Raw genomic sequence first — 24,462 nt, forward strand, 5'->3', positions numbered from 1 at the left:
GATTGTCGACTATTTGCATAAAATTCTTACTTTGCTAAAAATTCCTACAGTTCAAGCTCCTAAAAATGGTAACCACTATAATATTGGAGTTGCTGGGTCCATTTATTATTCCTTTAAGTATTCAAATTCCTTCATAGCTGGATGTAAATGACTTCCAACTGTAAAAATTCTTAATACTATCAGGGAGGTTTCATGTTATATGGTGCTATTTCTGCATTTTTAAATAATATTATCGAGGATATGTATGATGAGAAACCTTTTTTATAGGTCTATAAAATGATGGTAGTTGCTTTATTTTACTAATGGATTTGTACTATTAGTAGTTTAACTAGAGAAGCATCTCATGCATTAGTTTATTGTGAATGCTGAGATAAAGAGTATGGTTATAATTTTATACAAACATTGCCTACAGAGAGATTGCATTTTTCGCAGGATCTTTTATGAAAGAGTATTTTATCCGAGTAACTGCCTTATAATAAATATTATAGTAGGAATAGTTCAAGGTACTGTAAAATATATATATTGGCATCGTCATGTATCTTGAAAGAGCAAGAATAAATAGTTGTAAATAAACGTGTAAATAAGTTGTTATGAGATTAGCTATTTTATAACGGCTGGAAAGAGTGATTCTGAGGCCTTGTCAAGGCATTAAGCTTGATAATTTGATATAACCTCCTTTCAAAAAAGTCTAAAGTTGGATTATGCCTTTTGACTCGGTGTTACCACTATACTATTTATTAAAGTTAATCTTCATGATTTCCTGATTGTACTTTTTACAACTTTCAGACTCTAATTCTAGTTTGTCAATTTTTTGAGTAGATTTTAAAGCGCTTTCAGCACAAGCTCTAAGTTGTGCTGATGATGCATAGGCGTTTTTAAGAGTTCTATTTATGATATTGCAATTTCCATCTATTATGATTTCAATCTCAATTGGCATGTCGTCTAAGCATGGTGTAGAATTCCAATGTTTTTTTAATTGTTCTTGTATCATTAAACGGTCATTTTCATCTAAAACAGCAGATGTGTTATTTAAATTAATTGGTTCACTATTGTCTGCCACATTAGAAAATATATCTTTTATAGGCTCTTGCTTTGCAACTTTTTTCTCTTTTGTTAAGTCAGGTAATTTTTTTGTGTCTGTAGCATTTTTCTTGGTAATTTTTTCCTTTTTTTCTTGCTGCAATTTTTGGGTATTAGCTTTTTCCAATTCTTTTTTATTAGTTTTCTTTTTTTCTATAGGTGGAAGTTCTTTGACTATTTCTTTTATTTCATTATTTTTCTTAATTTCTGGCTTTTTTTTATCTTTAATTTCTGGTGCTTCTTTAGTTATTTTCTTTTCTGGAGTTTTAGAATTCATAGGTTCTATTATTTCCTTTTTCTGAGGAATTTCTGGTGCTCCTTTAGTTATTTTCTTTTCTGGGCTCTCTTTAGGTAGATTTGTAGAAGGCTCTTTTTTTACGGGACCTATATGAATTGAAAATTTTTGATAAGTTAATTTTTTAGGTGGTTTCAAAAAATTAATATTAATAATCAGCAATAAAAAAACTGCTAAATGGAATAATATGGATACTAAATAACCTTTGCTCATTATTATTAATTATTTTATTCCTCTGTTACTAGAGTGACATTGTCAATCGATGCTTGCCTTAGCGCACTAAAAACGTATATCATATCGCCATAATGAGTTGATTGATCGCCATATATCATAATTTGAATTTGTGGTTTTTCATTTAATATAGATTTGATTTTGTCAATTAAGTCCACTTTTTCTATTTTTATTTCTTGAATATAAATATTTGAGTGTTTATCAAGGCTGATATTTAAATAATCATCCTTTTTTGAAAAATTTTCGGAAGATTTGGGTAATTCAATATCTGCGCCGGTATTGATTATATGAGATGTAAGCATGAAAATGATCAATAAAACTAACATAACATCAACGAATGGGGTAACGTTAATTTCAGATTTTATTTTATTTTTATGTCGTAATGATCGAGGGTTTAAAAAATTGTACATTATCTTATTCATCAAACATTTATTTAAATTTTGCTAATTAACTTTATAAAGGAGTTTCGAAATTTAATGTTTAAGCTTTCAATACTACTATAAAATTTATTATTAAAAATTAACGCAGGGATAGCCACAATTAATCCTAAAGCTGTAGCCAATAGAGCTTCAGCAATTCCAGGTGCAACTGCCGAGATGCTAGCATTTTTTAAAAATACAATCGATTGAAAACTGTGCATTATACCCCAAACTGTGCCCAGTAATCCTATAAAAGGGGCTGAGCTGGATATAGTTCCTAATATATATAGCTTATCTTCAATTCTATTGTTCACATCATAAATTTTTAATTCTATATTGCCTAAAAGCTCTTCTTTGTTTATTCCAATACTATCTTTTTTAATTGAACAGATTTTATTGTAGACTGTAATAATTATTTCACCAAATATATTTAATTTTTTTATTGTGGCAAAATGCCTTTGTTCAATTAAACTTATGTCGTAATTATTTTCCATTAATAGTTTATTGAATATGTTATATTCTTTAGTAATAGATTTTAGTAAAAATATTTTCTCTAGTGCAATTGCCCAGGAATATATAGACATTAAGACCAAAATCAGCATTATTGTTTGTACAAATAAATCTGCTTGCAGAAACATATCTACAATAGAAAATGATTTTGCTGTGGATGCACTTGCAATATCAACAATTTCTGATTCAGCAAATTTTTTAACAGGTATTTTTTCCATGATTTTTATAATTATATTGTTAATTCATTATTTTTACAAAGCATTGCGATTAAATAATCAAATTCATCCATATTATTAAATTTGATAACGATACTATTTTCTTTTTTCCCTAAATTAATTTTAGTTTTTAAATTTAATGCCTTGCTAATTTTTCTTTCTAAATTTAATACGTCACCATCTTTACTAAATTTATTATAATTTATTTTATTGTTGTTTTTTATAATATCTTCGGTTTGTCTGACGCTTAAATTGTTTTTCTGTATAATTTTAACTAGTTCATCTGGATTTTCATTATTAAGTAATAATCTTGCATGTCCTGCAGATAGTTTATCCTCAAAGATTAGTTTTTTAAATTTATCTGGTAGTTTTAATAATCTAACTAAGTTTGCAACATAGCTTCTACTTTTGCCAATTTTCTCGGCTAAAATTTCTTGGGTATAGCCTTGTTCATCAATTAATGTTTTGTATATATTTGCTTCTTCAAGAGGGTTTAAATCTTCCCTTTGAATATTTTCTATTAATGATATTTCAACATTTTGCCTATCAATTGTATTCTTTATTATTGCTGGAACAAATTTTAAATTTGCTAACTTTGATGCTCTCCATCTTCTCTCGCCCGCAATAATTTGGTAACGATCATTTTCCAAACTTTTAACTAAAATTGGTTGCAGTACCCCATATAATTTTATCGATTCTGCTAATTCCAAAATATCTTCTTCGTTGAAATTTTTTCTAGGTTGATTATTATTCTCAACAATTTTATCAATAGGAATTTCAACAAAATAGTCTGATTGAAAATTCGAAATATTAAGGTCCAATTTATTTGGAATCAATGAAGAAAGCCCCTTACCTAAAGCTTTAAATTTATTATTATCTACCATAATCTTATGAGTGTTTTTTTAAAATTTCTTGCGCTAAAAGTATATATGAAATTGATCCAGAGCATCTACTATCATAAAGCATGATTGGTTTCCCATGAGATGTGGCTTCTGACAACTTTATATTTCTGGGAATTACCTGCTCATACACTATGTTACCAAAATTTTTTCTCACATCACCAACAACCTCTTTGCAAAGTCTATTTCTTCTATCGTACATTGTTAATAATATGCCTTCAACGGTTAATTTAGGATTTAGAATTGATCTAATATAATTTATAATCTTAATTATGTTGGCAATCCCCTCAAGTGCAAAAAATTCGCACTGTAGCGGTATCAATACTGAATTTGAGGCGGTTAAAGCATTAACTGTAAGTAGACTTAATGATGGAGCACAATCTATAAATATATAATCGTATTTTGGGAGGGTTTTATTTATTTGTTGTAGCTTCTCATTTAATATGTATTCTTTATTTTCTGCATTTGAAACTTCTGTATCAAATGCAGACAGGTCTTGATTAGATGGTATGATATCGATATTGGGTAGCAAGGTATTTTTTATTACATTTTCAATGGTAGAATCGTCTAACAATAAATTGTAAATGTTTTGCACTCTATTTGAATTTTCTATACCCATTCCTGTACTCAGATTTCCCTGTGGATCCAGATCAATCAGCAGAATATTTTTTTGATATAGGCTTAATGCTGTTGCCAAATTTATTGAAGTTGTAGTTTTTCCTACACCACCTTTTTGATTGATTATAGATATTATTTTGCAACTATTTTTCATTAATTTTTTAGTTTCTTAATATATATTATTATTGTAATTAGTGCAGATGGAGTCATGCCCTGAATTCTTCTTATATCTGCAATTGTTTTTGGAGAGGAATTTTCTAATTTCATTTTTATTTCATTAGAAAGACCAGTTATACCATTATAATTAATATTATTCGGTATAGTTATTTTTTTATCATTTTGTAAAATTTCAATATCTTTAGCTAGTCTTTTTTCATAATCTTTATATAAATTTTCGGCAAAAATATTTATTAGAATTCTCTCATCCGCATCAATGATTTCTGGAAAAAGTTTTTTGATCTGTTTAATATTTAGAATGCCTTTAGATTGCAAGTTATCTAAGTTATTATACCCTTCAATTATACTTTTTGTTTTTAAAAAATGATAAATTTTATTTTTTTGCTCTACGATGTCATTATAATTTTTTAACTTCTCAGTAGTTATTAAACCGTACTGGTTACCTATTGCTGTTAACCTTTCTGATGCATTATCACTTCTCAGTTTAATTCTATACTCCGCTCTTGAAGTCATCATTCTATATGGCTCCTTAGTACCAAAATTTACTAAATCATTAATCATCACTCCTATATATGAATCACTCCTTGATAAAACAAATTTTTTATTCTGTAATTTTAAGGCTGCATTGGCGCCTGCAATTAGGCCTTGTCCTGCAGCTTCTTCATATCCTGTTGTTCCATTAATTTGCCCTGCAAAAAACAAATTTTCGATTTTTTTACTTTCTAAGGTTTCTTCTAATTCTCTTGGATCTATAAAATCATATTCAATGGCATATCCATATCTTATAAATTTTGCTTCTTCAAGTCCAGATATTGATCTAACGAATTCCTCCTGAATATCTTGTGGCAATGATGTGGATATTCCATTAGGATATATTAAATCACTTCTTAGTCCTTCAGGCTCTAAAAATACTTGATGACGTATTTTATCTCTAAATTTCACTACCTTATCTTCTATAGACGGACAGTATCTAGGGCCAATAGAAGTAATATTTCCAGAATAAATTGCTGACTGCGCAAGATTTTTCTCAATTATTTTATGGGTCTTTTCGTTTGTATATGTTATGTAACACGGTATTTGATTTTGTGATATACTTTTCGTAAGGTCGGAGAATGGTTGGGGCGTTTCATCTCCTAGTTGTTTTTCTAAAATTTCCCAATTAATTGATTGTTTCAATATTCTAGGGGGCGTACCTGTTTTTAATCTTCCAATATTAAATTTATAGGATTTTAGTTTTTCAGCTAGTACAGTAATAGATTTTTCGCCAAATCTTCCTGCATTATATTTAGTTGATCCTGTGTGAATTACGCCATTTAAAAATGTTCCTGATGTAATAACTACAGAATTGGAGATTATTTTAATTTCGCCACAGATTATACCAGATGCTTTGCCATTTGAAATAATAATATCATCGACAACATCGTATATTATATCTAAATTTTTATAATTAAACAAAATATTTTGTAAATTTTCTTTATATAAATCTCTATCTGCTTGAGCTCTAGGCCCCCATACTGCAGGACCTTTGCTTTTATTTAATACTTTAAAATGTATCCCAGATTTATCAATAACTTTGCTCATTATTCCATCTAGAGCATCAATTTCTCTCACTATAATACCTTTAGCAACGCCACCAATAGATGGATTGCACGAAAGCTCGCCTAAATCATCTTTCGATTTTGTAATTAGACAGGTTTTTGCTCCTATTCTACATGCTGCAGTGGCAGCTTCGACACCTGCATGCCCACCTCCAATAATAATGACGTCGTAGTTTTTTTGCATAATTTATATTATGTTTCACGTGAAACAATCAACTTATATCATTTTCCGATACAAAAGCTACTAAAAATTTTATCTAGCACTTCTTCTGTATTAATATCACCTAACAATAAACCTAATTCCTTTGCACAAGCTCTTAATTCTTCTGTTTTTAATTCTAAAATATCTGTATTTAATGCGTTATTGAGGTAATTATTGCAATTCCTCAATTTATTTTGATGCCTAATGTTAGTAATTAAATTTGCATCTGAGGAGGGCATAAAATTATTTAAAATTTCTTCTATACTTTGTAATATCGCGTCATTGTATTTATTAGATTTTAAAGATAAAAAAAGGAGAGCTTCATATTTTAAATTAATTTTTTCTAATTGTTTTATAAGTTTTGTCTTTAAAAGTTGATAATCACTCAATAAGTCAATTTTATTTACATAAACTAAAATCTTGACAGTAGTGTCTAACCATTTTTTTGATTCAATTAATATATTTAAGTTTAGTAAATTGTTTGCACCGAACATAAAGATTATTATATCAGAATTTTTCATTACATTTTTCCCCTTTTCTATTCCCATATTTTCAATTTTATTTGAGGTTATTCTTATACCAGCTGTATCATGCAATATAATTGGGATTCCGGCTATTTCTATTTTAGTTTTAACAACATCTCTTGTTGTACCTTTAATGTTTGAAATTATTGAGGTATCACTTTTAGATAAAAAATTCATCAAACTTGATTTTCCTACATTAGTGGCCCCAGCAATACAAACGCTAATTCCATTCATTAGTTTATTAGCGGAACTAAAAAATTTAATATTATTTTCAAATTCGCTTTGTAATTTTTTTATCCTTTTATTTAATTTTGTGAGCTCAGCCTCATCTAAAAGGTCATCTGGGAAATCTATATATGCCTCTGATATGGATAATAGTTCAACCATATCATTTCTCCAAATGGAATAAATATCCTCCAATGCTCCATTATAATTTCTTATAGCAACTTTTCTTTGATATTCAGATTCTGAATTAATAAGATCAATCAAAGACTCTGCCTTATTTAAGGATATTTTATTATTTTCTAATGCTACCCTAGTGAATTCGCCATTAGTAGCTAAGCGTAAATAGTCTAAAGAGTTTAATTCATCAAAGATGGAATTTATAATAGCAATTCCTCCATGTATTTGTAATTCAACCGTATCTTCTCCCGTATAACTATTATTTTTAGGGAAATAAATAGCAATTACTTCATCTATAAGCTCTAAATTTTTCTTATATATCTTTCCTAATGTAGCTACTCTTTTTAATAAATTTTTTTTAAAATTAAGATCTTTAAGTACTAAAAGAGCATTAGGTCCAGATATTTTGATAATAGCGATCCCAGATTTACCATAGCATGTGGACAAAGCAAAAATTGTTTCTTTTTGTAACATTATATTAATTTTTATGTGATAGAGCAAAATTAAAAATATTATTAGATTTTTGCAACGCTTTTTCTTCAAAATTAGTCTTGTAAAAAATTTTATTTGATATCTTCATTTTAACTAATTTAAATTTATCGCTCTGTAAAATATCATATAAAACACTTTCTGCATAATTTGAATGATCAGTAACTATAAATAAGTTTGAAGAAAATTTATTTGATAAATATTGAAGAAAATCTTTATTAATTAGTCTGTGCTTGTGATGTCTATTTTTTGGCCATGGATCAGGGAATAAGATATAAATATTATTAAAAAATTTATCAGGCACTTGATTTAATAATTCCCTGGCATCTCCTTGATAAACAAAAATATTATGTAGATCATGTTCCTTAATATTATTAATTAATTTCATAATACCAGGAGTATATACCTCGCTTCCAATATATATGCTGTCGCTATCTCTGATAGCACGGTAAAAAATAAACTCTCCTGAGCCAAATCCTATTTCTAAATTAACTTTTTTATTTGTGCTCAAAATAAATTTTTGTTGTCTTCCATAGGAATAGTAATTCAGTAAGCTTAATGAGCTACTATCTCTAATAAACTTGTTTCTTCGTGATTTATATGGAATATATTTTAACTCATTATTCATAGTTGAAAAATTTTAACTATTTATGGGCCCTAAATCTACTATTAATGAAATATAAAAATGTTAATATAACTAAGACAGTACATGCATTAAGATAAACTAGAAGGGGATAGGAAGACATTATATATATTGCTAATAGAATAGCAATTGCTGGAGTAACAGGCATCAAAGGGCAACGAAAATCTCTATTTAATTTTGGCTCAGTGTATCTCATAACTATAGTTGATATACATATAATAACTATAGTTAATAAAATAAAAAAGCTACTCAGTTTTACTATATTTTGTAAATTAGTTGTTGCGGCGATAAATGACATAGATAAGCCAATAGCAAGAGTAATAACGTGTGGAGTTTTATTTTTAGAATGAACTCTTGCAAAAATCTTAGGTAACAAATTATCCTCGGCCATAATCAAAAGCATTCTGATAACTGTGTATTGACTTACAATTATTACTGAACTTAAGCCTGCTACAGCACCAAATTTCACAAGATAGTTCAACCAAGGCAGTCCTATTTTGTCTACAGCAACAGCTAAAGCTTGAGGTACATTTAACTCTTTATAAGACACTAAACCAGTCATCACAGCAGAAGTTAATATATATATGATTGTAACAGTGATTATAGTAATAATAATGCCTAATGGAATATTTTTTCTAGGATTTTTAACTTCTTGAGCAGAAGTGCATATAGAATCAAATCCGTTAAAAGCAAGAAAAACCATAGAGATGCCAGTTATAATCCCGGATACTCCATATTCTCCAAATTTCCCTGTATTTTGTGGAATGTAAGGTATCCAATTGTTTGTATCAATATAAAACATTCCTATTACTATAAAGCAAAGTAAAACTAATAATTTTATAACTACCGAAAAGCTTGTGATAATTGATGATAAAGTTATTCCCCTATAAAGAACTAAAGTTGATATAAAAGAAATTGTAAATGCTGGTATATCAAATATAGCATGATAAACTACCCCCTGGACATTGTATTCTGTTCCTGTTGGCAATGCAAATTTTTCGGGAAGTCCAAGATTGAAGTTATGTAGTATATCAGAAAAGTATCCTGACCAGCCAACGGCAACAGATACTGCTCCTAAAAAATAGCCAATCGCAGAAATTGAACCAACAATCCACGCGGGGAATCTACCAAATGTTATGTATGTATAGGAATAAGAACTTCCAGAGGTATGCAATATTGAGGAAAATTCTGCATAGCATAAACCAGCACATATACATATGATACCACTTAATGCAAAAGATATAGTAATAGCAGGCCCAGCATGCATTCCAGAGGCAATTCCAGTTAAAACAAATATACCAGCCCCAACAATTACTCCAATACCAAGTGTTATCACTTGAAATAATGACAAACTTTTCTTTAATTTATTATGATTTGAGGCTTTTAAATTAGTCTCATAAACAGATTTTTTCTCAAAAAGAGATTTGAAATTATTTTTCCAAATTGCTTTTATATTTTCCATAAGATAGATAATAAATTGTACATATTACTAAGCAAATTAAAGCGTATTTTATAGTTATGGCAGGATAACTAAATAATATCTGTCCTGCTAATAATATTGCTATCATTGGAATCCACGGAACAAATGGACATTTAAAATTTCTTTTTAAATCTGGCCTTTTATATCTTAGGTATATTGTGCTAAAGCATATAACCATAATTATCAGCAATATAAAGAATGTGCTAAGTTTTACGAGTTCCTCTAACTCTATTGTAGCCCCTACTATTCCGATTAACAAACCAACTATTACGGTAGAGAAGTAAGGTGTGTGATATTTTTTATGGATTTTCTTAAAGATAGAAGGTAATAAACCATCTTTTGTAATTGAATATATCATACGAACAATAGCATATTGATGTACAAGTATTACTGACGTAATTGCTGCTACAGCCCCTAATTTAACAAATATTAAAAAGATTGGACTGTTCATTTTTTTAACAGCAATTGCAAACGGCTGGGCTGTGTTTAAATCTTTATAGTTTACAACTCCCGTAAGAACTGCCCCTACTAAAATATAGGTTATAGTAGCTATAATAATTGCTCCAATTATACCTATTGGTAAGTTTTTTTGTGGATTTTTAGCCTCTTGCGCAGCAGTGCAAACAGAATCAAATCCGGTAAATGCTAAAAATAAGATTGATACCCCAGCAATTACACCTGAGAATCCATATTCTCCAAAAGTTCCAGTATTTTCTGGTATAAAAGGCACCCAATTTGCAAAGTCAATTTTTGTCGCTCCAATTATAATGAAAAGAAACAAAATCGCCATTTTTATAAATACTATAATTGCGTTAACAATTGAAGACCCTTGAGTTCCTCTGCATAATACGAACATAGTAGCTATAGATATTAAGAAAGCTGGTAAATTAAAAAATGCTTTTTTTATTTCTCCATTAGAATCACTATATAAATGTCCTGTCACATGCATAAATTTTTCTGGCAAGTAAATATCGTAATGCTCTAGTAAACCTATAAAATAACTTGACCATCCGTTTGCCACAGATGCTGCAGCTAAAAAATAAGCTAGCACAGAAAAACAGCCTATTAACCAGGCCGGCAATTCTCCGAGTGTAGCGTATGCATAAGTATACGAACTTCCTGATACTGGTATCATAGATGCAAATTCTGCATAACATAACCCAGCGCAAATACAGACAACCCCACTAAGAGCAAAAGATAAAACTATAGCAGGTCCAGCATGGTTAAAAGCGGCAGTTCCAGTTAATACAAAAACTCCGCCACCGATAATTGCTCCAATCCCGAGCAATATTAATTGAAAAGCCCCCATACTTCTAATCAATCCCTTCGATGAATCAGCTTCCTTACGTAGTTCCTCAAATGATTTTTTTCTAAATATTTCTTTAATATTCATCGTTTAGTCAGGAATGGTAAAATATTTGCTGATATGAATATAGATGAATAAGTGCCAAATGCAATACCAAATGTAATTACTGCACTAAAACTCTTCAAATTTTCACCACCAAAAATCCATAAAGAGACGCAAGCAACAAAAGTTGTTAAAAATGTCATTATGGTTCTAGATAAAGTTTCATTAATACTTTTGTTAATCACTTTGGCAGTAAGATAACATTGCTTATTACCAGATGCATTTTCTCTTATGCGATCATAAATGACCACACTATCATTTACAGAATATCCAATAATTGTTAAAATTGCAGCGATAGACGTTAAATTAAATTCATATCCAGTAAACACAAAGAATCCTATAGAAGCCGTTAAATCATGTATTAACGATAATATTGCACCTATGCTAAATCTCCAGTTAAATCTTACTAAAATGTACATCATTATAACAAATAAAGACCAAAAAAATGCAGAAATAGCTTTTTTAACCAAATCATCAGAAATTTTTGGCCCTACAAAATCAATTTTGAGAAAATTAGCTTTTTGATCTAGTTGCAATATTTCAAACTTTATTTGATCTGTTATTTTTATGTTGCTATTTTCTATATTCTGTAGGCGTATAACCAAATTTTCACCAGATTGTTGTAAAACAATATCATTGTATTTAGTGGATAAAGCGCTTTTAATATTATTAGAGTTTTCTGAGGTTAATTCAATTATGATTCCCCCTTTAAAATCAATACCTAAATTTAGCCCATTGTAGAAATATCCTACAATAGTAATTATTGTAAAAATAATGCTGAATAAAAATCCATAATTCCTATAAGAATAAAAATCAAAAAATTTGGAAGGCATGTTTGGCTATCTTTAATATTGGTATAGCTCTATATGATCAAACCATGTGCATTATAGGTGTAAAAATCTATAATTGATCAAAAGATTAGGTACAAGATACATAATAGTTTGAAAATGTCAATTTATGAATTGTAACACATTGTTCATATTACAATCCAAAAATAATAGTAATAAGCTAAAAGCTAGATGATTTATCTATAATGGAAATTGTACCATTTATTGATTTCATGTAACAATATTTTTCAAATTTTTATTATCTTGAAAAAAAAATGATTGAATATATCATGGAATGATAAAAGAAGGTATTTGTTTTGTTTATATGCATCGTTTTATTTCAGTAGATTTTTTTTTAAATAATAAGTTGTTGTTATATGTGTCAATGGAAATTCTGTTGATAATGTTGTTCGGTTTTATTGCAAATAAAATTATTAGTAAATTTTATCGTAAATTTGAAAAGGTAGAAAGGGGTGAAAATATTTATAAAATAGTAATTTTTTCAATCAAAACTCCTCTGAAGATTTTAATATGGGTATTAGTTGCATCATATATAATTGTATTAGCAAACAAATTTTTAAATTTTGATATACTGCATTCTATTTTATTTTTCAGAAAAATTGTCTTTATATTTTTATTTGGATTATTTGCGTTTAAGCTAATACATGAATGTGAATTATATGCTCAGAAAAAAAGCTCTCTTGCCAATAAAGTTAATATGCCGGTTAATATACCAATTGGAACTTTTTGCAGAATATTAAAAATTATCGTTATTTTCTTTGCTTTGCTAACCTCAATTGAGACTTCTGGAATTAATATAACTGGAGTACTTGCATTTGGTAGTGTGAGTGGCATAATACTTGGTTTTGCTTCAAAAGATTTGCTGGCAAATTTTGTTGGAGCGACTTTAATATATCTTGATAAACCTTTTGAAATAGGTGATCATATTCGTTCTCCAGACAAAAAAATAGAAGGAGTTGTGGAATCAATTAGTTGGAGGCTTACAAAAATTAGCACATCTGATAAACGACCTTTATATGTGCCAAATTCTGTTTTTAATGATATAGTAATAGAAAATACTTCAAAGATGTCGCACATGAGGATTAAAGAAATTATAGGAATTAGATATTGTGATATTGCTGCTGTAACAAAAATAATTGATGATGTAAAAAATATGCTTTTAAAACATGAGAAAATTGCCTCGGATCAAACCTTAATCGTCAATTTAACTCAATTTAACCAATCTTCTGTTGATTTTATGATCTACGCATTTACCAAAACCACCGATTCAATTGAATATCAAGAAGTCAAACAAGATGTGTTACTAAAAATTAATAAAATAATTGGTAAAAACAACGCTGAAATGGCCTTTTCCACTAAAACAACTTGCATACAATGTAGTGTGCCGCTATAAACAGAGATAGATAGATGAAGTTATCAATGAAGCAAATATCCTTAAGAGAAAAAATAGGCTCTATGCTGATGTTTGGCTTCAGTGGTTCTAGATATTCTGACAATGGAGTTCAAGAAATAATACGAGATATACAAACTTATAACCTAGCTGGCGTGATATTGTTTGGGTATAACATCATTTCTCCAAAACAATTGAAAGATTTAACTATATTACTTAAAAAAATTAATACCAAGTTATTCGTAGCAGTAGATCAAGAAGGGGGAGTAGTACAAAGATTAAATGCAAAAAAAGGGTTTGCTAATACTAATTCAGCTAAAAATATAGCAGAAAATTATACTTCTGAAGAAGCTTATAAGCTGTATGAAAACATGGCTATAATGCTTAAAGACAATGGTATAAATTTTAATTTTGCGCCATGTGTTGACATTGATGGTGGTTCTCAATGCAGTGTTATTGGAGGCTTAGAAAGGAGTTTTGGGCAAGATCCTAATCAAGTGATTGAATACTCAAAGCAATTCATAAATGCTCATAAAAAACATAACATAATTTCTACATTAAAACATTTTCCAGGGCATGGTTTTGCCCAAAATGATACACACAAAGGTTTGACTGATACAACTGACTTAGCAAATATAGATTTAGAACTAAAGCCATACAGTGATTTGCTTCCAAACTCTACGAATACAGCAGTTATGACAGCGCATATTATTAATCGCAATTTAGATGAAAATGGCTATCCAGCAACATTATCTAAGAAAATCATAACTGGTATATTAAGAGAAGCTCTTAATTTTCAAGGAGTAGTTGTCACTGATGCCTTAGAGATGGGGGCAATAAGGAATTATTATTTTTTAGAAGACGTTGTTTATCGCTCAATAGATGCTGGTAATGACATTTTAGTTTTTACAAGAAATTCTGCCAGTTTCATTAATTCCGAAGATAATGATTCTTGGGAGATTACACCTCAAAAAATTGTAAATATCATAGAGTATGGGGTGTTAAATGGAACAATTTCACAAGGTAGAGTAGAAGAATCGTATTCACGCATTATGCAACTTAAAAAACTACTGGAATTTAATAATGCCGAAATAAATTGAATTTAAATGTATAGTATGAATATAAAAATTACTCCAATATTACTAGCTGGAGGGGAAGGAAAGAGACTGTGGCCACTTTCCAGAAAAAATTACCCTAAACAATTTATTGATGTAAAAGATGGAATTAACCTATTTCAAAATACATTGCAGAGAATTAATGATTACAGCTTATTTAATCCTCCTTTAATTGTTTGCGGAAAAAATCACCAATGTCCAATAGAAGATTCATTAAGAAAATTTAAAATAACCAGATATACAATTATTTTGGAGCCTGATTCTAAAAATACTGCTGTAGCCGTTACAGTAGCCTCCTTATTGCTAAAAAATAAAGAGCAACCAATGCTTGTTTTACCCATAGATCATCACATAAAAAATCAAGATGATTTTATAAAAGATATAAGTTTTTTGAGTAAAAAAATTGATAAATTAATCATCATATTGGGTGCTAAATTTAGTAAAGCCAATCATGGATTTGGTTATGTTCAAAAGGGAAGTAAAATAGAAAATTCTCCTTTTATTAAGGCAATAAATTTTATTGAAAAACCAGATGTTTTATCAATGCAATCCTTAGATCCAAAAGACTATTTATTGAATATGGGAATTTTACTAGCTTTTCCAAAAACAGTAATAAGTGAGATAGGAAAATATGCAATGGATTTATTAAAATATGCTGAAAGTGCTTTAGAAAAAGCAACAGTGAAGCAAAATATAGTTGAACTAGGGGGGGAATGCTATAAATTTTGTCCAAATATATCAATAGATAAAGCCTTATTAGAAAAGACAAAAATGATGGCAATATACCCATGCGAATTTGATTGGTTAGATATTGGTTCATTTGGTTCGTATACAGCTCTTGCGCCAAAAGATATGCAAAATAATGGATTAATTGGAAAGGGACTATTTTTAGATAGTGAAAATTGTTACATTAATTCAGAAAATGCAATGACCGTAGCAATGGGGTTGAAAGACATCAACATCATTGTAACTAGGGATTCAATACTAGTAATTAATAAGGATAAAGTTGAAAAAATTGGAGATGTTATTAGATTTTTGCAAAAAAATAATTTGCAAGAATTAATAGATGGAAACAAAGAATACAGACCTTGGGGATATTATGAAAATTTAATTGTGTCTGATGGGTATAAAATAAAGAAAATTGCTGTCAATCCAAAGGGAATATTATCTTTGCAAAGCCATGAATTTAGAGCTGAGCAATGGACAGTAATTAAAGGTATAGCTACAGTAACAGTAAATGAAAAAGTTTTTAATTTAACCAAGAATCAATCTACGTACATTCCTATAAAAGCTAAGCATAGGTTAGAGAATCAACATAATGAAATATTGGAAATATTAGAAATCCAACTTGGAGAGAAATTAACGGAGGATGATATACATAGATATGATGATATATACGGAAGAGTCTAATTAAAATTATTTAACATTGATTAACGCGAGATATAGAAGAGCTAGAATTCAACTTCATATACTACTTCTGCAATCAGGCTCAATAATATGTCATATTACTGTATTTGGGTAAATCCTGCTTCAATCTTGATTAAAGATTAAGGCCAATTCTTCTCAACTTGACATTATATTTCCAGATAGATTAAAATTAAAACTAGGTAAAAAACACGATTTTTCTGTTGTGGAAAAATTAATCTGACAAAAATTAAGCAAATATTCCCTATTTGCTTAATTTTGTTCTTAATTTCTATTTTAAATAAATCCATATATAATGGTGGAGGCAAACGGATTCGAACCGATGACCCTCTGCTTGCAAAGCAGATGCTCTACCAACTGAGCTATGCCCCCATATGGAGCGGGCGAAGGGAGTCGAACCCTCGACCCCAACCTTGGCAAGGTTGTGCTCTACCACTGAGCTACGCCCGCTCTTTAGATATAACAAGATAAAATATACCTAAAATAATATTAAATGCAATCTAATAACTTTGCCAAATGCATTTATTAAACGTAAACTGATATAACATATTATATAATGCTTGTCACAAGATTTCTAATATGCTACCAATTGTTAGCTAAAGCTAGGGGTGCACGCTTGCATAAAGCGCGTGCTGAGAGATACCCTTTGAACCTGAAAAGGCTAATACCTTCGGAGGAAAGTTTATGATTGTAGAGAAAGAAATTTGGGACATATTTCAAAAAGTTCGCCAAGATAATCCACTAATTCAAAGTATAACAAATTTTGTTGTGATGCAGTATGTGGCAAATGTACTTCTTGCAACTGGTGCATCCCCTATAATGTCTAATATAAGTGATGAGTTTAAAGATCTGTATAAAGCCACTAAGGCCATATCAATTAATATTGGGATGCTAGACCCATTATGGGAAAAAAATATTATAGATTCATTAATTATATCTAAAACCTATGAATTACCTGTAATCTTTGACCCAGTTGGAGCTGGAGCAACAAAATATCGAACTAATTTTTCAAAGAAAATTATTAATGAATTTGATGTTAACGTTATCAGAGGTAATCCTTCTGAAATTTTATCTTTGGCTCCAATAGCAAACATAAGTGATGCTATTATATCTAAAGGAGTGGATAGCTGTATCGAATCAAATAAAGTAGTCGAGTCTGCAAAGGCAATAGCTCAAATGTATCATACTGTTGTAGCATTAACGGGCAAGGACGATTACGTTACTGATGGTAACCAGGTATATAAATTATCTAACGGAAGTATATTAATGCAAAAAGTTACTGGAATGGGATGCGCATTAGGCTCATTTATTGCAAGCTTTGTTGCAGTTGAAAAAAATTATTATAATGCGACAGTTGCAGCAATTGCAATTTATGGAGTAGTTGGTCAAATTGCAGCAAAGATATCATCAGGGCCTGGTTCCTTTCAACAAAATTTCATTGATACTTTATATAACTTGAGAGAAGAAGAATTTTTAAGAAATCTAAAAATTTCCAGATGTTAAGAGATATTTTAAAGCTATATTTGATCACAAACCGCAATAAAAAAATATCTGACATAGAATTTTTAGATTTAATAGAGCAAGCAATTTTAGGTGGCGTTACCTCAATACAATTGAGAGAAAAGAATTTAGAGTTTGAAAAATTTTTAAACTTAGCCACTCAGTGCAAGGAAATTACTGAAAAATATAACATACCACTATTCATCAATGATAACTTAGTTATTGCAAAAAAAATATCAGCTTATGGCGTGCACGTTGGTCAGAGTGATTCTTCATTACAAAATGCTAGAGAGTATTTAGGAACCAATTTTATTATTGGAATTTCCATTAACAACCTAACTCAATTATGTGATAAGCAAAATGAGTATGCTGATTATCTTTCAATAGGTCCTATTTTTCCAACAAACACAAAAACTGATGCAGAAAACCCTATTGGCATAGAAGCGATTTCGTTATTGACGCGCAACAAGAGCAAACCGATGATAGCAATTGGTGGGATAACACTTGATAATATTCATACATTAATGAATTCGGAATTAGATGGATTTGCAATAAGCTCTGCCATTTTTAATCACAAAAATTCAATATTCAAAGCTAATAAATTTATACTGATAATTAATAAATTAATAAATTAATGAAATATAAATGAATTTTTCTGAAGAACGCATCATAGAAATGTTAAAAGAAACTAATGTACCAAATGGAGTACTTGGAATCGGTGATGATTGCGCAGTAATACCAAATAGTGATAATAACTCATGGCTAATATCAACCGATGCATTAATTGAAGATGTACACTTTTCTATAAGTACTATTTCTCCAAAAGATCTAGGTTCAAAATCAATTAGTGTAAATATAAGCGATGTTGCTGCAATGGGTGGTGTGCCAAAATTTGTATTTATATCTTGTGCAATACCAGACCACTTAGACAACGTCTTTATGAAAAGATTTATATCAGGAATCAAAGAACAAACAAAAAAACATAATATCCATTTGTTAGGTGGAGACACTACAGCATCTAAATCAAAATTTTTTATTTCTGTAACAATCATTGGAGAGGCAAATAACAATAAAATTAAATATAGATCTACTGCAAAAATAGGGGATTATATTTGTATAACAGGGATGCCTGGAGCATCTGCGGCAGGATTAGAATTAACAAAAAATATACAATCAATTAAAAGTAAAGATGAGAAATACCTAATAAACAAACATGTTGCTCCACATATTTATCTTCAAGAATCTCAATATTTAACAAATTTTAATAATGTCCATGCGATGATAGATTGCTCTGATGGTCTGAACAAAGACATAAGCCGAATCTGTAAGCAATCAAATTGCTCAATAAATATTAATGTTGATATGATACCTATTGATGATAGATTACAAAGAATTTGCGCAAAGAATAATTGGGATTTATATAAATTTTTACTCACTGGTGGAGAGGATTATTACTTGATTTTTACTATAGATTCTAAAGATTTTGCATATATACACGCACAATATTTCAAAAAATTTGATAAAAATTTTCATTGCATTGGAAATGTTGTAGCCAAAGGTAATGAGGAAATTTCATACTTTAAACACGGAGTTAAGTATACAAATTCATATCAAGATTTTAAGCACTTTTAGTTATGAAAAAATATATACGAGCATTGAGCATTGCAGGCTTTGATGGTAGCGGTGGAGCAGGAATACAAGCCGATTTAAAAACTTTTTCTGCTTTAAATTGTTACGGAATGACAGCACTTACATCATTACCAATTCAAAACACAACAGGAGTATTAAAGATTTATGACTTACCTAATGAATCAATAGCTGAGCAAATAAGCGCCATTATAGAAGATATTGGTGTTGATGTAATAAAGATTGGTATGTTACACAGACCTGAAATAATTGAAATTGTGCATACTAAATTAATTGAATGTTCTACTGTGCCAATAATAACTGATCCTGTAATGTTTGCAAAAAGTGGAGATTTATTATTGCAAGAGGTAGCTCTAGAAGCTCTAAAGAGCAAAATATTACCTATTTCCACAATTATTACTCCAAATATTTATGAAGCACAATATCTGCCAGGGCTTAAAATTATTTCTAAAAATGACATGATTATAGCTGCGAAAAAAATTTCTATATACGGTTCAGGTTTTATTGTAATCAAAGGTGGTCACTTAGAGAAAGAAGAAGATTGTTGGGATCTATTATATGATTGTAAGAATCAAAAATCTGATTGGTTTTCAAATAAAAGAATACAAACAAAAAATTTGCATGGCACTGGGTGCACATTCTCTGCTGCAATTGCATCTTATATAGGTAATAAATTTTCTATTTATAATGCAGTAAAAAATGCAAATTCATATATTAATAAAGCGATTGTGAGTGGCTCTAAATATAAATTAGGTAAGGGTTTTGGTCCTGTGGATCATTTTTATTTTATGGAGGAAACTAAATGCAAATAATTGACTTTTTTGATTTTATAAAAGACATCTACCAAAAAATACTTAATTGCGATTTTAATAAAGAATTAGCTAATGGGTTTTTAACAAAGCCAGCTTTTGCAAGATATATGCAGCAAGATTCTTTATATCTGGTTGATTTTGCAAAAGCTTTGGCGATTACAGCAACGAAAAGCCAAAATCTAAAACACTTTTCTCAATTACTGCACCTTGCAGACGGTGCTCTAATAGCAGAAAAAGAACTACATCATTATTACTTCAAAGAATTTAACATAAAGCCTACAGGCGTAAAAAATAATGCATGCATAGCATATACTAACTTTCTTTTAACAACTGCCTATGCAAATAGTTATGAAGAATCATTAATAGCATTACTTCCATGCTTTTACATTTATCGAGAAGTTGGTAATAGTATCAAAAAACAATCTCTTTCAACAAATCCATATTCAATGTGGATTGACACCTACTCAGGTACAGAATTTTCTGATGCTGTTGATATTATGTTAAATATAACTCAACAAGCGGTATTAAATATTTCTCCTAATTCCACCAAAGGCATAAGATTATTAGAATTATTTAAACTGTCCTCAGAGTTAGAGTTATTTTTTTGGAACGATTCATATATTGGTTGATTTATTGCTGGGATCAGAGGTGGCCCTAGTTGATTTGATAGTAATGCAGCTGATTTTAAGGGGGGTAAATTAAAATCTAATGGCAAACATAATATGGTTATTATCGCTGCTATTATGCGTAAACTTCTTCATCTCTGTTTTGCTATTATCAAAACTAATACTCCTTTTAATTCTAATTTTATTTCTTCTTTATGAATTTATCTGTCATTTTAAAGCAAATCATATAATTAACATCTACATTATCAGATAGATACCAAGTCTTGCTAATCATATTATATTTTATGCCAGTTATATCTAATACTTCTAATTGAGCTTTGCTCATTATATTAATAAGTTCTTCAGGTTTTATAAATTTTTTCCATTCATGGGTTCCAACGGGTAGCCATCTTAAAATATATTCGGCGATAAACTTTGCTTGAAGTAATGATTTAATAGTTTTATTAATTGTAGAGATAAATACTAGACCATTTTTTTTAAGTAACCTGGAACTTTCCAAAAGAAAGATCTCAATATTATCAACATGTTCTACGACTTCCATATTAAGAATTACATCAAATTTCTCATGCTGACTTCTGATTAAATCTTGAACACCACAGCACTTAAAATCTATTTTGAGTCTATTTTCATCTACGTATTGTTTGGCAATTTTGATATTTTTTTCAGAAGGATCAATCCCGGTGACAAAAGCTCCAAGTCTAGTCATTGGCACTGATAATAAACCTCCGCCACAGCCAATATCTAGTAATTTTAAATTTTCTAAGGTCCTTGCATTTATTTTAAAATGTTTGATTATATTATCTTTAATGAATTTTATTCTAACTGGATTAATGTCATGTAATGGTTTAAATTTACCTGATTCATCCCACCATTGTTCGGCTAATGCGGAAAACTTTTTCACCTCTTCTTTGTTAATTGTAGTATCTTTAAGCATTTCCTGAATACGGAGCAATATACGCAGAATTTTTTATACCCAATTCTTCTATAGCAAATGACCATTTATTTTTCATTTCATGGGAAAAAATTAAATCCAATTTTGGCTGAATGATAAACCAACTGTTTTCTGCAATTTCATTTTCTAATTGGCTAGAATCCCATGCACTAACTCCTCTTGCAAGTAAGAATTTGGCTTTATTATTTTTAATAATAAAGTTTTTAACAAAATTTTGTATATCTGTATGTAAAATAATTGATTGCAATGTGCTAAATTGTTTTTCCTGTTGCTTATCAATACTGAGTGCAATAATTCTTTCACTATTAACTGGGCCACCAAAAACAATCGGCAACTTTTCAATTTTGACTTTTTCGACGTTTTTGTCAAATAGCTTCAACAATTCATGATTTGATACAGAACCTATCTCGTGGTTTAAAATTACACCTAAAGCTCCATTTTTATCGTGCATGAAAATATATATTAGTGATTTCTCAAAAAAACGATCTTCTAGTCTTGGTGATGCCACCAATATTTTTCCTTCTAGAGAATTAAATTTATGTTTCATAACAAATACCCCAATTAAAATTTACCAAGTTGCGGTAGGAGGCAAGGACATTAGGATTGCTTCAGTATTACCATTGGTCATCAATCCAAATTTAGTCCCTCTATCGTACAATAAATTAAATTCTACGTATCTCCCTCTTTTATCTAGTTGAGCAGATTTTTCCTGATCAGTCCATTTTTTCATGACATTTTTTTTAATAATACTTATAAACGCTTTGCTAAATTGTACACCAACTTCCTTAGTAAATTCAAAATCTTTTTGCCAATCACCACTATTTAAATAATCATAAAAAATTCCTCCAACTCCTCTAGATTCATTCCTATGCGGTAGATAAAAGTATTCATCACAATTTTTTTTAAATTTTGCGTAATAATTTTTATCAAATTTATCGCATGCATCTTTAAAGTGCTCATGAAATATTTTTGTATCCTCATCATTGGGGAAAGTTGGAGTTAAGTCACCACCTCCACCAAACCATTGTTTAGTCGTAACAATCATCCTTGTGTTAAAATGTGCTGCTGGAATATATGGCGAATTCATATGTGCTACCAATGAAATTCCACTTGCCCAAAATTCATTATTTCCGGTTTCACATCCAGGTATTTCTTTTGCAAATTTTTCAGAAAATTCGCCATAAACAGTAGATATATTTACACCAACCTTCTCAAAAATTGAGCCCCGCATAATTGACATTTCTCCTCCACCACCCGCATCTCTTTCCCATTTTTTTTGTGTAAATGTTGCAGATGAGCCGCAATTGCGCTCTATAATTTGAAACTGACTGCAAATATCATCCCTTAGCTCCATAAACCAATTAGTTGCTAGTTTTTTCCGATGATCGAGCTCAGACATTACTTTGATTCTATAAATTTCAGAGCTTCAAGGGAAGCCATACATCCAGTGCCTGCAGCTGTTACTGCTTGTCTAAATATCTTATCCTGCACATCGCCCGCAGCAAAAACTCCTTCAACATTTGTTTTTGTACTATCTGGATGTGTTATGATATATCCTTCTTCATCCATATCCAACTTACCTTTAAATAAACCAGTATTGGGTTTGTGCCCTATAGCAATAAAAATCCCATCAACCTTTAAGTTTGATATATTTCCAGTTTTTAGATTTTTTATTTTTGCTCCTTCAACAGATAATGGGTTTTCTGAACCCAAGACTTCCTCCAAAGCACTATCCCAAATTATTTGAATTTTTGGATGTTTAAATAGCCTATCTTGTAAAATTTTTTCTGCCCTAAGCGCATCTCTGCGGTGCACTAATATTACTTTTGAGGCATGATTGGTGAGGTATAACGCTTCTTCTACGGCAGTATTACCACCACCTATTACAATAACTTCTTTGTTTTTATAAAAGAATCCATCACATGTTGCGCATCCTGACACACCAAAGCCCATGAATTTTTTTTCTGATTCTAGTCCAAGCCACTTAGCTTGGGCTCCAGTTGCAATAATAATTGAATTTGCTAAATATTTGTCGCCATTGTCTCCTATGGCCACAAAAGGGTATAATTTAAAATTAACATCAATTATCATATCATTCACAATCTGCGTCCCGGCTTTTTCAGATTGTTGCCTCATCTCCTCCATAAGCCATGGACCTTGAATTGTCTCTGCAAACCCGGGATAATTCTCAACATCAGTGGTGATTGTTAATTGTCCACCTGGTTGTTGACCTGAAACTAAAATTGGAGCAAGAGCTGCTCTTGCAGCATAAATTGCAGCACTATAACCAGCAGGGCCTGAACCAATTATTAGAACTTCTGTTTTGCATTCTTTTTGCATTGTTGTTAAATTTCGCCTGAATTTTTACTAAGATAATTTTTAATGCCTTCAGGATTTGGCTTGATAGTTGCCTTGCCTGGTTTCCAATTTGCTGGGCATACTTCTCCATGCTTTTGATGAAATTCAAGAGCATCTACCATGCGTATAGCCTCATCCACATTTCTTCCAAGTGGCAAGTCATTAACTACCTGATGCCTTATAACAAAATCTTCATCAATTAAAAATGTTCCTCTTAGTGCTACTGAGTGATTTAACAATACATCGTAGCTACGAGAAATATCCTTAGTTATGTCTGAAACCAAAGGATATCTTATTTTCCCAATTCCTCCGTTATCTATAGCAGTATTTTTATATGCTAAATGAGAAAAGTGCGAATCAATACTTATCCCTATTACTTCGGTATTTCTTTTTTTAAACTCCTCTACTTTTTTATCAAATGCTATAATTTCAGATGGGCATACAAATGTGAAATTTAGAGGGTAAAAAAACACAATACCTTTTTTACCAGATAAAAATTTACTTAAAACAAAATTTTCATTTATCGAATTATCTTCCATTATTGCTGTTGCTTTGAAATCAGGAGCTTTTTTACCAATTAAAAATGACATTAACTTATA

At 30.0% G+C, this 24,462-nt stretch carries 24 protein-coding genes, 2 tRNA genes and 1 riboswitch; of the genes, 8 read left to right on the plus strand and 18 right to left on the minus strand.

Annotation, left to right across the window (positions count from 1 at the left end; all coding sequences use genetic code 11):
- Positions 1-730: 730 nt before the first annotated feature.
- Genes N3Z17_RS01445 through secF form a run of 11 tightly spaced genes read right to left on the minus strand, consistent with a single transcriptional unit; the run spans position 731 to position 12,023 of the window.
- Positions 731-1,588, minus strand: a complete 858-nt coding sequence (locus N3Z17_RS01445; protein WP_282472245.1) for a hypothetical protein — start codon at positions 1,586-1,588, stop codon at positions 731-733.
- 14 nt (positions 1,589-1,602) lie between these two features.
- Positions 1,603-2,028, minus strand: a complete 426-nt coding sequence (locus N3Z17_RS01450) for an ExbD/TolR family protein (protein ID WP_282472246.1) — start codon at positions 2,026-2,028, stop codon at positions 1,603-1,605.
- A gap of 11 nt (positions 2,029-2,039) precedes the next feature.
- Complete coding sequence (locus N3Z17_RS01455; RefSeq protein ID WP_282472247.1) at positions 2,040-2,753, minus strand: MotA/TolQ/ExbB proton channel family protein; 714 nt, start codon at positions 2,751-2,753, stop codon at positions 2,040-2,042.
- Positions 2,754-2,764: 11 nt separating this feature from the next.
- Positions 2,765-3,634, minus strand: coding sequence for a ParB/RepB/Spo0J family partition protein (locus tag N3Z17_RS01460; protein ID WP_282472248.1), 870 nt, complete (start codon positions 3,632-3,634; stop codon positions 2,765-2,767).
- Positions 3,635-3,638: 4 nt separating this feature from the next.
- The gene (locus N3Z17_RS01465; protein WP_282472249.1) at positions 3,639-4,421 is read right to left on the minus strand and encodes a ParA family protein; all 783 of its coding nucleotides are present in this window, start codon (positions 4,419-4,421) and stop codon (positions 3,639-3,641) included.
- Positions 4,421-6,226, minus strand: a complete 1,806-nt coding sequence (gene mnmG / locus N3Z17_RS01470) for a tRNA uridine-5-carboxymethylaminomethyl(34) synthesis enzyme MnmG (protein WP_282472250.1) — start codon at positions 6,224-6,226, stop codon at positions 4,421-4,423. The genes N3Z17_RS01465 and mnmG overlap by 1 nt, the downstream gene beginning before the upstream one ends.
- A 38-nt stretch (positions 6,227-6,264) precedes the next feature.
- A complete protein-coding gene (gene mnmE, locus N3Z17_RS01475; RefSeq protein WP_282472251.1) occupies positions 6,265-7,644 on the minus strand; it encodes a tRNA uridine-5-carboxymethylaminomethyl(34) synthesis GTPase MnmE in 1,380 nt (459 codons plus the stop codon).
- 4 nt (positions 7,645-7,648) lie between these two features.
- A complete protein-coding gene (trmB, locus tag N3Z17_RS01480) occupies positions 7,649-8,287 on the minus strand; it encodes a tRNA (guanosine(46)-N7)-methyltransferase TrmB (RefSeq protein WP_282472252.1) in 639 nt (212 codons plus the stop codon).
- A 16-nt stretch (positions 8,288-8,303) separates the two neighbouring features.
- Positions 8,304-9,764 (minus strand): APC family permease, encoded by a 1,461-nt coding sequence (locus N3Z17_RS01485; protein WP_282472253.1) that lies wholly within the window; start codon positions 9,762-9,764, stop codon positions 8,304-8,306.
- Positions 9,733-11,175 carry an amino acid permease gene (locus N3Z17_RS01490; protein ID WP_282472254.1) on the minus strand — a complete coding sequence of 481 codons (1,443 nt, stop codon included), beginning with the start codon at positions 11,173-11,175 and terminating at the stop codon, positions 9,733-9,735. The genes N3Z17_RS01485 and N3Z17_RS01490 overlap by 32 nt, the downstream gene beginning before the upstream one ends.
- The gene (gene secF / locus N3Z17_RS01495) at positions 11,172-12,023 is read right to left on the minus strand and encodes a protein translocase subunit SecF (RefSeq protein ID WP_282472255.1); all 852 of its coding nucleotides are present in this window, start codon (positions 12,021-12,023) and stop codon (positions 11,172-11,174) included. The genes N3Z17_RS01490 and secF overlap by 4 nt, the downstream gene beginning before the upstream one ends.
- A gap of 289 nt (positions 12,024-12,312) precedes the next feature.
- Here secF and N3Z17_RS01500 point away from each other — a divergent pair, with 289 nt between their 5' ends.
- The 3 genes from N3Z17_RS01500 to N3Z17_RS01510 are packed head-to-tail and all read left to right on the plus strand — an operon-like array spanning position 12,313 to position 15,953.
- A complete protein-coding gene (locus tag N3Z17_RS01500) occupies positions 12,313-13,431 on the plus strand; it encodes a mechanosensitive ion channel family protein (protein WP_282472256.1) in 1,119 nt (372 codons plus the stop codon).
- 14 nt (positions 13,432-13,445) lie between these two features.
- Complete coding sequence (locus tag N3Z17_RS01505; protein ID WP_282472257.1) at positions 13,446-14,528, plus strand: glycoside hydrolase family 3 N-terminal domain-containing protein; 1,083 nt, start codon at positions 13,446-13,448, stop codon at positions 14,526-14,528.
- 15 nt (positions 14,529-14,543) lie between these two features.
- Positions 14,544-15,953 (plus strand): mannose-1-phosphate guanylyltransferase/mannose-6-phosphate isomerase, encoded by a 1,410-nt coding sequence (locus N3Z17_RS01510; protein WP_282472258.1) that lies wholly within the window; start codon positions 14,544-14,546, stop codon positions 15,951-15,953.
- 311 nt (positions 15,954-16,264) lie between these two features.
- Here N3Z17_RS01510 and N3Z17_RS01515 read toward each other — a convergent pair.
- Together N3Z17_RS01515 and N3Z17_RS01520 are read right to left on the minus strand one after the other, a co-directional pair.
- Positions 16,265-16,340, minus strand: a tRNA-Ala gene (locus tag N3Z17_RS01515).
- A 3-nt stretch (positions 16,341-16,343) separates the two neighbouring features.
- Positions 16,344-16,418 (minus strand) — tRNA-Gly (locus tag N3Z17_RS01520).
- Positions 16,419-16,562: 144 nt separating this feature from the next.
- Positions 16,563-16,664: riboswitch (TPP riboswitch) on the plus strand.
- Here N3Z17_RS01520 and thiM point away from each other — a divergent pair.
- The 5 genes from thiM to N3Z17_RS01545 all read left to right on the plus strand — a co-directional run bounded on the left by thiM (position 16,653) and on the right by N3Z17_RS01545 (position 20,556).
- On the plus strand, positions 16,653-17,471 hold the full coding sequence (gene thiM / locus N3Z17_RS01525) for a hydroxyethylthiazole kinase (protein ID WP_282472259.1): 819 nt from the start codon (positions 16,653-16,655) through the stop codon (positions 17,469-17,471). (Overlaps the previous riboswitch by 12 nt.)
- Positions 17,465-18,103, plus strand: a complete 639-nt coding sequence (gene thiE / locus N3Z17_RS01530) for a thiamine phosphate synthase (protein WP_282472260.1) — start codon at positions 17,465-17,467, stop codon at positions 18,101-18,103. Before thiM ends, thiE begins: the two co-directional genes overlap by 7 nt.
- Positions 18,104-18,113: 10 nt before the next feature.
- Complete coding sequence (thiL, locus tag N3Z17_RS01535) at positions 18,114-19,100, plus strand: thiamine-phosphate kinase (RefSeq protein ID WP_282472261.1); 987 nt, start codon at positions 18,114-18,116, stop codon at positions 19,098-19,100.
- Positions 19,101-19,102: 2 nt separating this feature from the next.
- Complete coding sequence (gene thiD / locus N3Z17_RS01540; protein ID WP_282472262.1) at positions 19,103-19,927, plus strand: bifunctional hydroxymethylpyrimidine kinase/phosphomethylpyrimidine kinase; 825 nt, start codon at positions 19,103-19,105, stop codon at positions 19,925-19,927.
- Positions 19,918-20,556, plus strand: a complete 639-nt coding sequence (locus tag N3Z17_RS01545; RefSeq protein ID WP_282472263.1) for a TenA family protein — start codon at positions 19,918-19,920, stop codon at positions 20,554-20,556. Before thiD ends, N3Z17_RS01545 begins: the two co-directional genes overlap by 10 nt.
- 178 nt (positions 20,557-20,734) lie before the next feature.
- Here N3Z17_RS01545 and ubiG read toward each other — a convergent pair whose 3' ends face one another.
- From ubiG to N3Z17_RS01570, 5 genes are read right to left on the minus strand one after another with little or no spacing between them, the layout of a single operon-like run.
- A complete protein-coding gene (gene ubiG, locus N3Z17_RS01550; RefSeq protein WP_282472264.1) occupies positions 20,735-21,487 on the minus strand; it encodes a bifunctional 2-polyprenyl-6-hydroxyphenol methylase/3-demethylubiquinol 3-O-methyltransferase UbiG in 753 nt (250 codons plus the stop codon).
- A complete protein-coding gene (locus N3Z17_RS01555) occupies positions 21,480-22,052 on the minus strand; it encodes a YqgE/AlgH family protein (protein ID WP_282472265.1) in 573 nt (190 codons plus the stop codon). The genes ubiG and N3Z17_RS01555 overlap by 8 nt, the downstream gene beginning before the upstream one ends.
- A gap of 21 nt (positions 22,053-22,073) precedes the next feature.
- Positions 22,074-22,904: an oxygen-dependent coproporphyrinogen oxidase gene (gene hemF, locus N3Z17_RS01560; protein WP_282472266.1), complete on the minus strand. Its 831-nt coding sequence runs from the start codon at positions 22,902-22,904 to the stop codon at positions 22,074-22,076.
- Positions 22,904-23,845 (minus strand): thioredoxin-disulfide reductase, encoded by a 942-nt coding sequence (trxB, locus tag N3Z17_RS01565; RefSeq protein ID WP_282472267.1) that lies wholly within the window; start codon positions 23,843-23,845, stop codon positions 22,904-22,906. The genes hemF and trxB overlap by 1 nt, the downstream gene beginning before the upstream one ends.
- A gap of 5 nt (positions 23,846-23,850) precedes the next feature.
- Positions 23,851-24,453, minus strand: coding sequence for a peroxiredoxin (locus N3Z17_RS01570; protein WP_282472268.1), 603 nt, complete (start codon positions 24,451-24,453; stop codon positions 23,851-23,853).
- Positions 24,454-24,462: the final 9 nt, after the last annotated feature.

The organism is Candidatus Bandiella numerosa (assembly GCF_029981845.1).
In the GTDB taxonomy this organism is placed as follows: Bacteria; Pseudomonadota; Alphaproteobacteria; order Rickettsiales; family Midichloriaceae; genus Aquirickettsia; species Aquirickettsia numerosa.

What these genes read in the sequence shown, in the direction of transcription:
- trmB (WP_282472252.1), bottom strand. Translation starts at nt 8,287, where the DNA reads ATGAATAATGAGTTAAAATATATTCCATATAAATCACGAAGAAACAAG.
- ubiG (WP_282472264.1), bottom strand. Translation starts at nt 21,487, where the DNA reads ATGCTTAAAGATACTACAATTAACAAAGAAGAGGTGAAAAAGTTTTCC.
- N3Z17_RS01500 (WP_282472256.1), top strand. Translation starts at nt 12,313, where the DNA reads ATGATAAAAGAAGGTATTTGTTTTGTTTATATGCATCGTTTTATTTCA.
- thiE (WP_282472260.1), top strand. Translation starts at nt 17,465, where the DNA reads ATGTTAAGAGATATTTTAAAGCTATATTTGATCACAAACCGCAATAAA.
- N3Z17_RS01545 (WP_282472263.1), top strand. Translation starts at nt 19,918, where the DNA reads ATGCAAATAATTGACTTTTTTGATTTTATAAAAGACATCTACCAAAAA.
- N3Z17_RS01455 (WP_282472247.1), bottom strand. Translation starts at nt 2,753, where the DNA reads ATGGAAAAAATACCTGTTAAAAAATTTGCTGAATCAGAAATTGTTGAT.
- hemF (WP_282472266.1), bottom strand. Translation starts at nt 22,904, where the DNA reads ATGTCTGAGCTCGATCATCGGAAAAAACTAGCAACTAATTGGTTTATG.
- N3Z17_RS01570 (WP_282472268.1), bottom strand. Translation starts at nt 24,453, where the DNA reads ATGTCATTTTTAATTGGTAAAAAAGCTCCTGATTTCAAAGCAACAGCA.
- N3Z17_RS01505 (WP_282472257.1), top strand. Translation starts at nt 13,446, where the DNA reads ATGAAGTTATCAATGAAGCAAATATCCTTAAGAGAAAAAATAGGCTCT.
- N3Z17_RS01490 (WP_282472254.1), bottom strand. Translation starts at nt 11,175, where the DNA reads ATGAATATTAAAGAAATATTTAGAAAAAAATCATTTGAGGAACTACGT.
- N3Z17_RS01510 (WP_282472258.1), top strand. Translation starts at nt 14,544, where the DNA reads ATGAATATAAAAATTACTCCAATATTACTAGCTGGAGGGGAAGGAAAG.
- N3Z17_RS01465 (WP_282472249.1), bottom strand. Translation starts at nt 4,421, where the DNA reads ATGAAAAATAGTTGCAAAATAATATCTATAATCAATCAAAAAGGTGGT.
- N3Z17_RS01485 (WP_282472253.1), bottom strand. Translation starts at nt 9,764, where the DNA reads ATGGAAAATATAAAAGCAATTTGGAAAAATAATTTCAAATCTCTTTTT.
- N3Z17_RS01555 (WP_282472265.1), bottom strand. Translation starts at nt 22,052, where the DNA reads ATGAAACATAAATTTAATTCTCTAGAAGGAAAAATATTGGTGGCATCA.
- N3Z17_RS01460 (WP_282472248.1), bottom strand. Translation starts at nt 3,634, where the DNA reads ATGGTAGATAATAATAAATTTAAAGCTTTAGGTAAGGGGCTTTCTTCA.
- secF (WP_282472255.1), bottom strand. Translation starts at nt 12,023, where the DNA reads ATGCCTTCCAAATTTTTTGATTTTTATTCTTATAGGAATTATGGATTT.
- thiL (WP_282472261.1), top strand. Translation starts at nt 18,114, where the DNA reads ATGAATTTTTCTGAAGAACGCATCATAGAAATGTTAAAAGAAACTAAT.
- N3Z17_RS01445 (WP_282472245.1), bottom strand. Translation starts at nt 1,588, where the DNA reads ATGAGCAAAGGTTATTTAGTATCCATATTATTCCATTTAGCAGTTTTT.
- N3Z17_RS01450 (WP_282472246.1), bottom strand. Translation starts at nt 2,028, where the DNA reads ATGAATAAGATAATGTACAATTTTTTAAACCCTCGATCATTACGACAT.
- mnmE (WP_282472251.1), bottom strand. Translation starts at nt 7,644, where the DNA reads ATGTTACAAAAAGAAACAATTTTTGCTTTGTCCACATGCTATGGTAAA.
- trxB (WP_282472267.1), bottom strand. Translation starts at nt 23,845, where the DNA reads ATGCAAAAAGAATGCAAAACAGAAGTTCTAATAATTGGTTCAGGCCCT.
- mnmG (WP_282472250.1), bottom strand. Translation starts at nt 6,226, where the DNA reads ATGCAAAAAAACTACGACGTCATTATTATTGGAGGTGGGCATGCAGGT.
- thiM (WP_282472259.1), top strand. Translation starts at nt 16,653, where the DNA reads ATGATTGTAGAGAAAGAAATTTGGGACATATTTCAAAAAGTTCGCCAA.
- thiD (WP_282472262.1), top strand. Translation starts at nt 19,103, where the DNA reads ATGAAAAAATATATACGAGCATTGAGCATTGCAGGCTTTGATGGTAGC.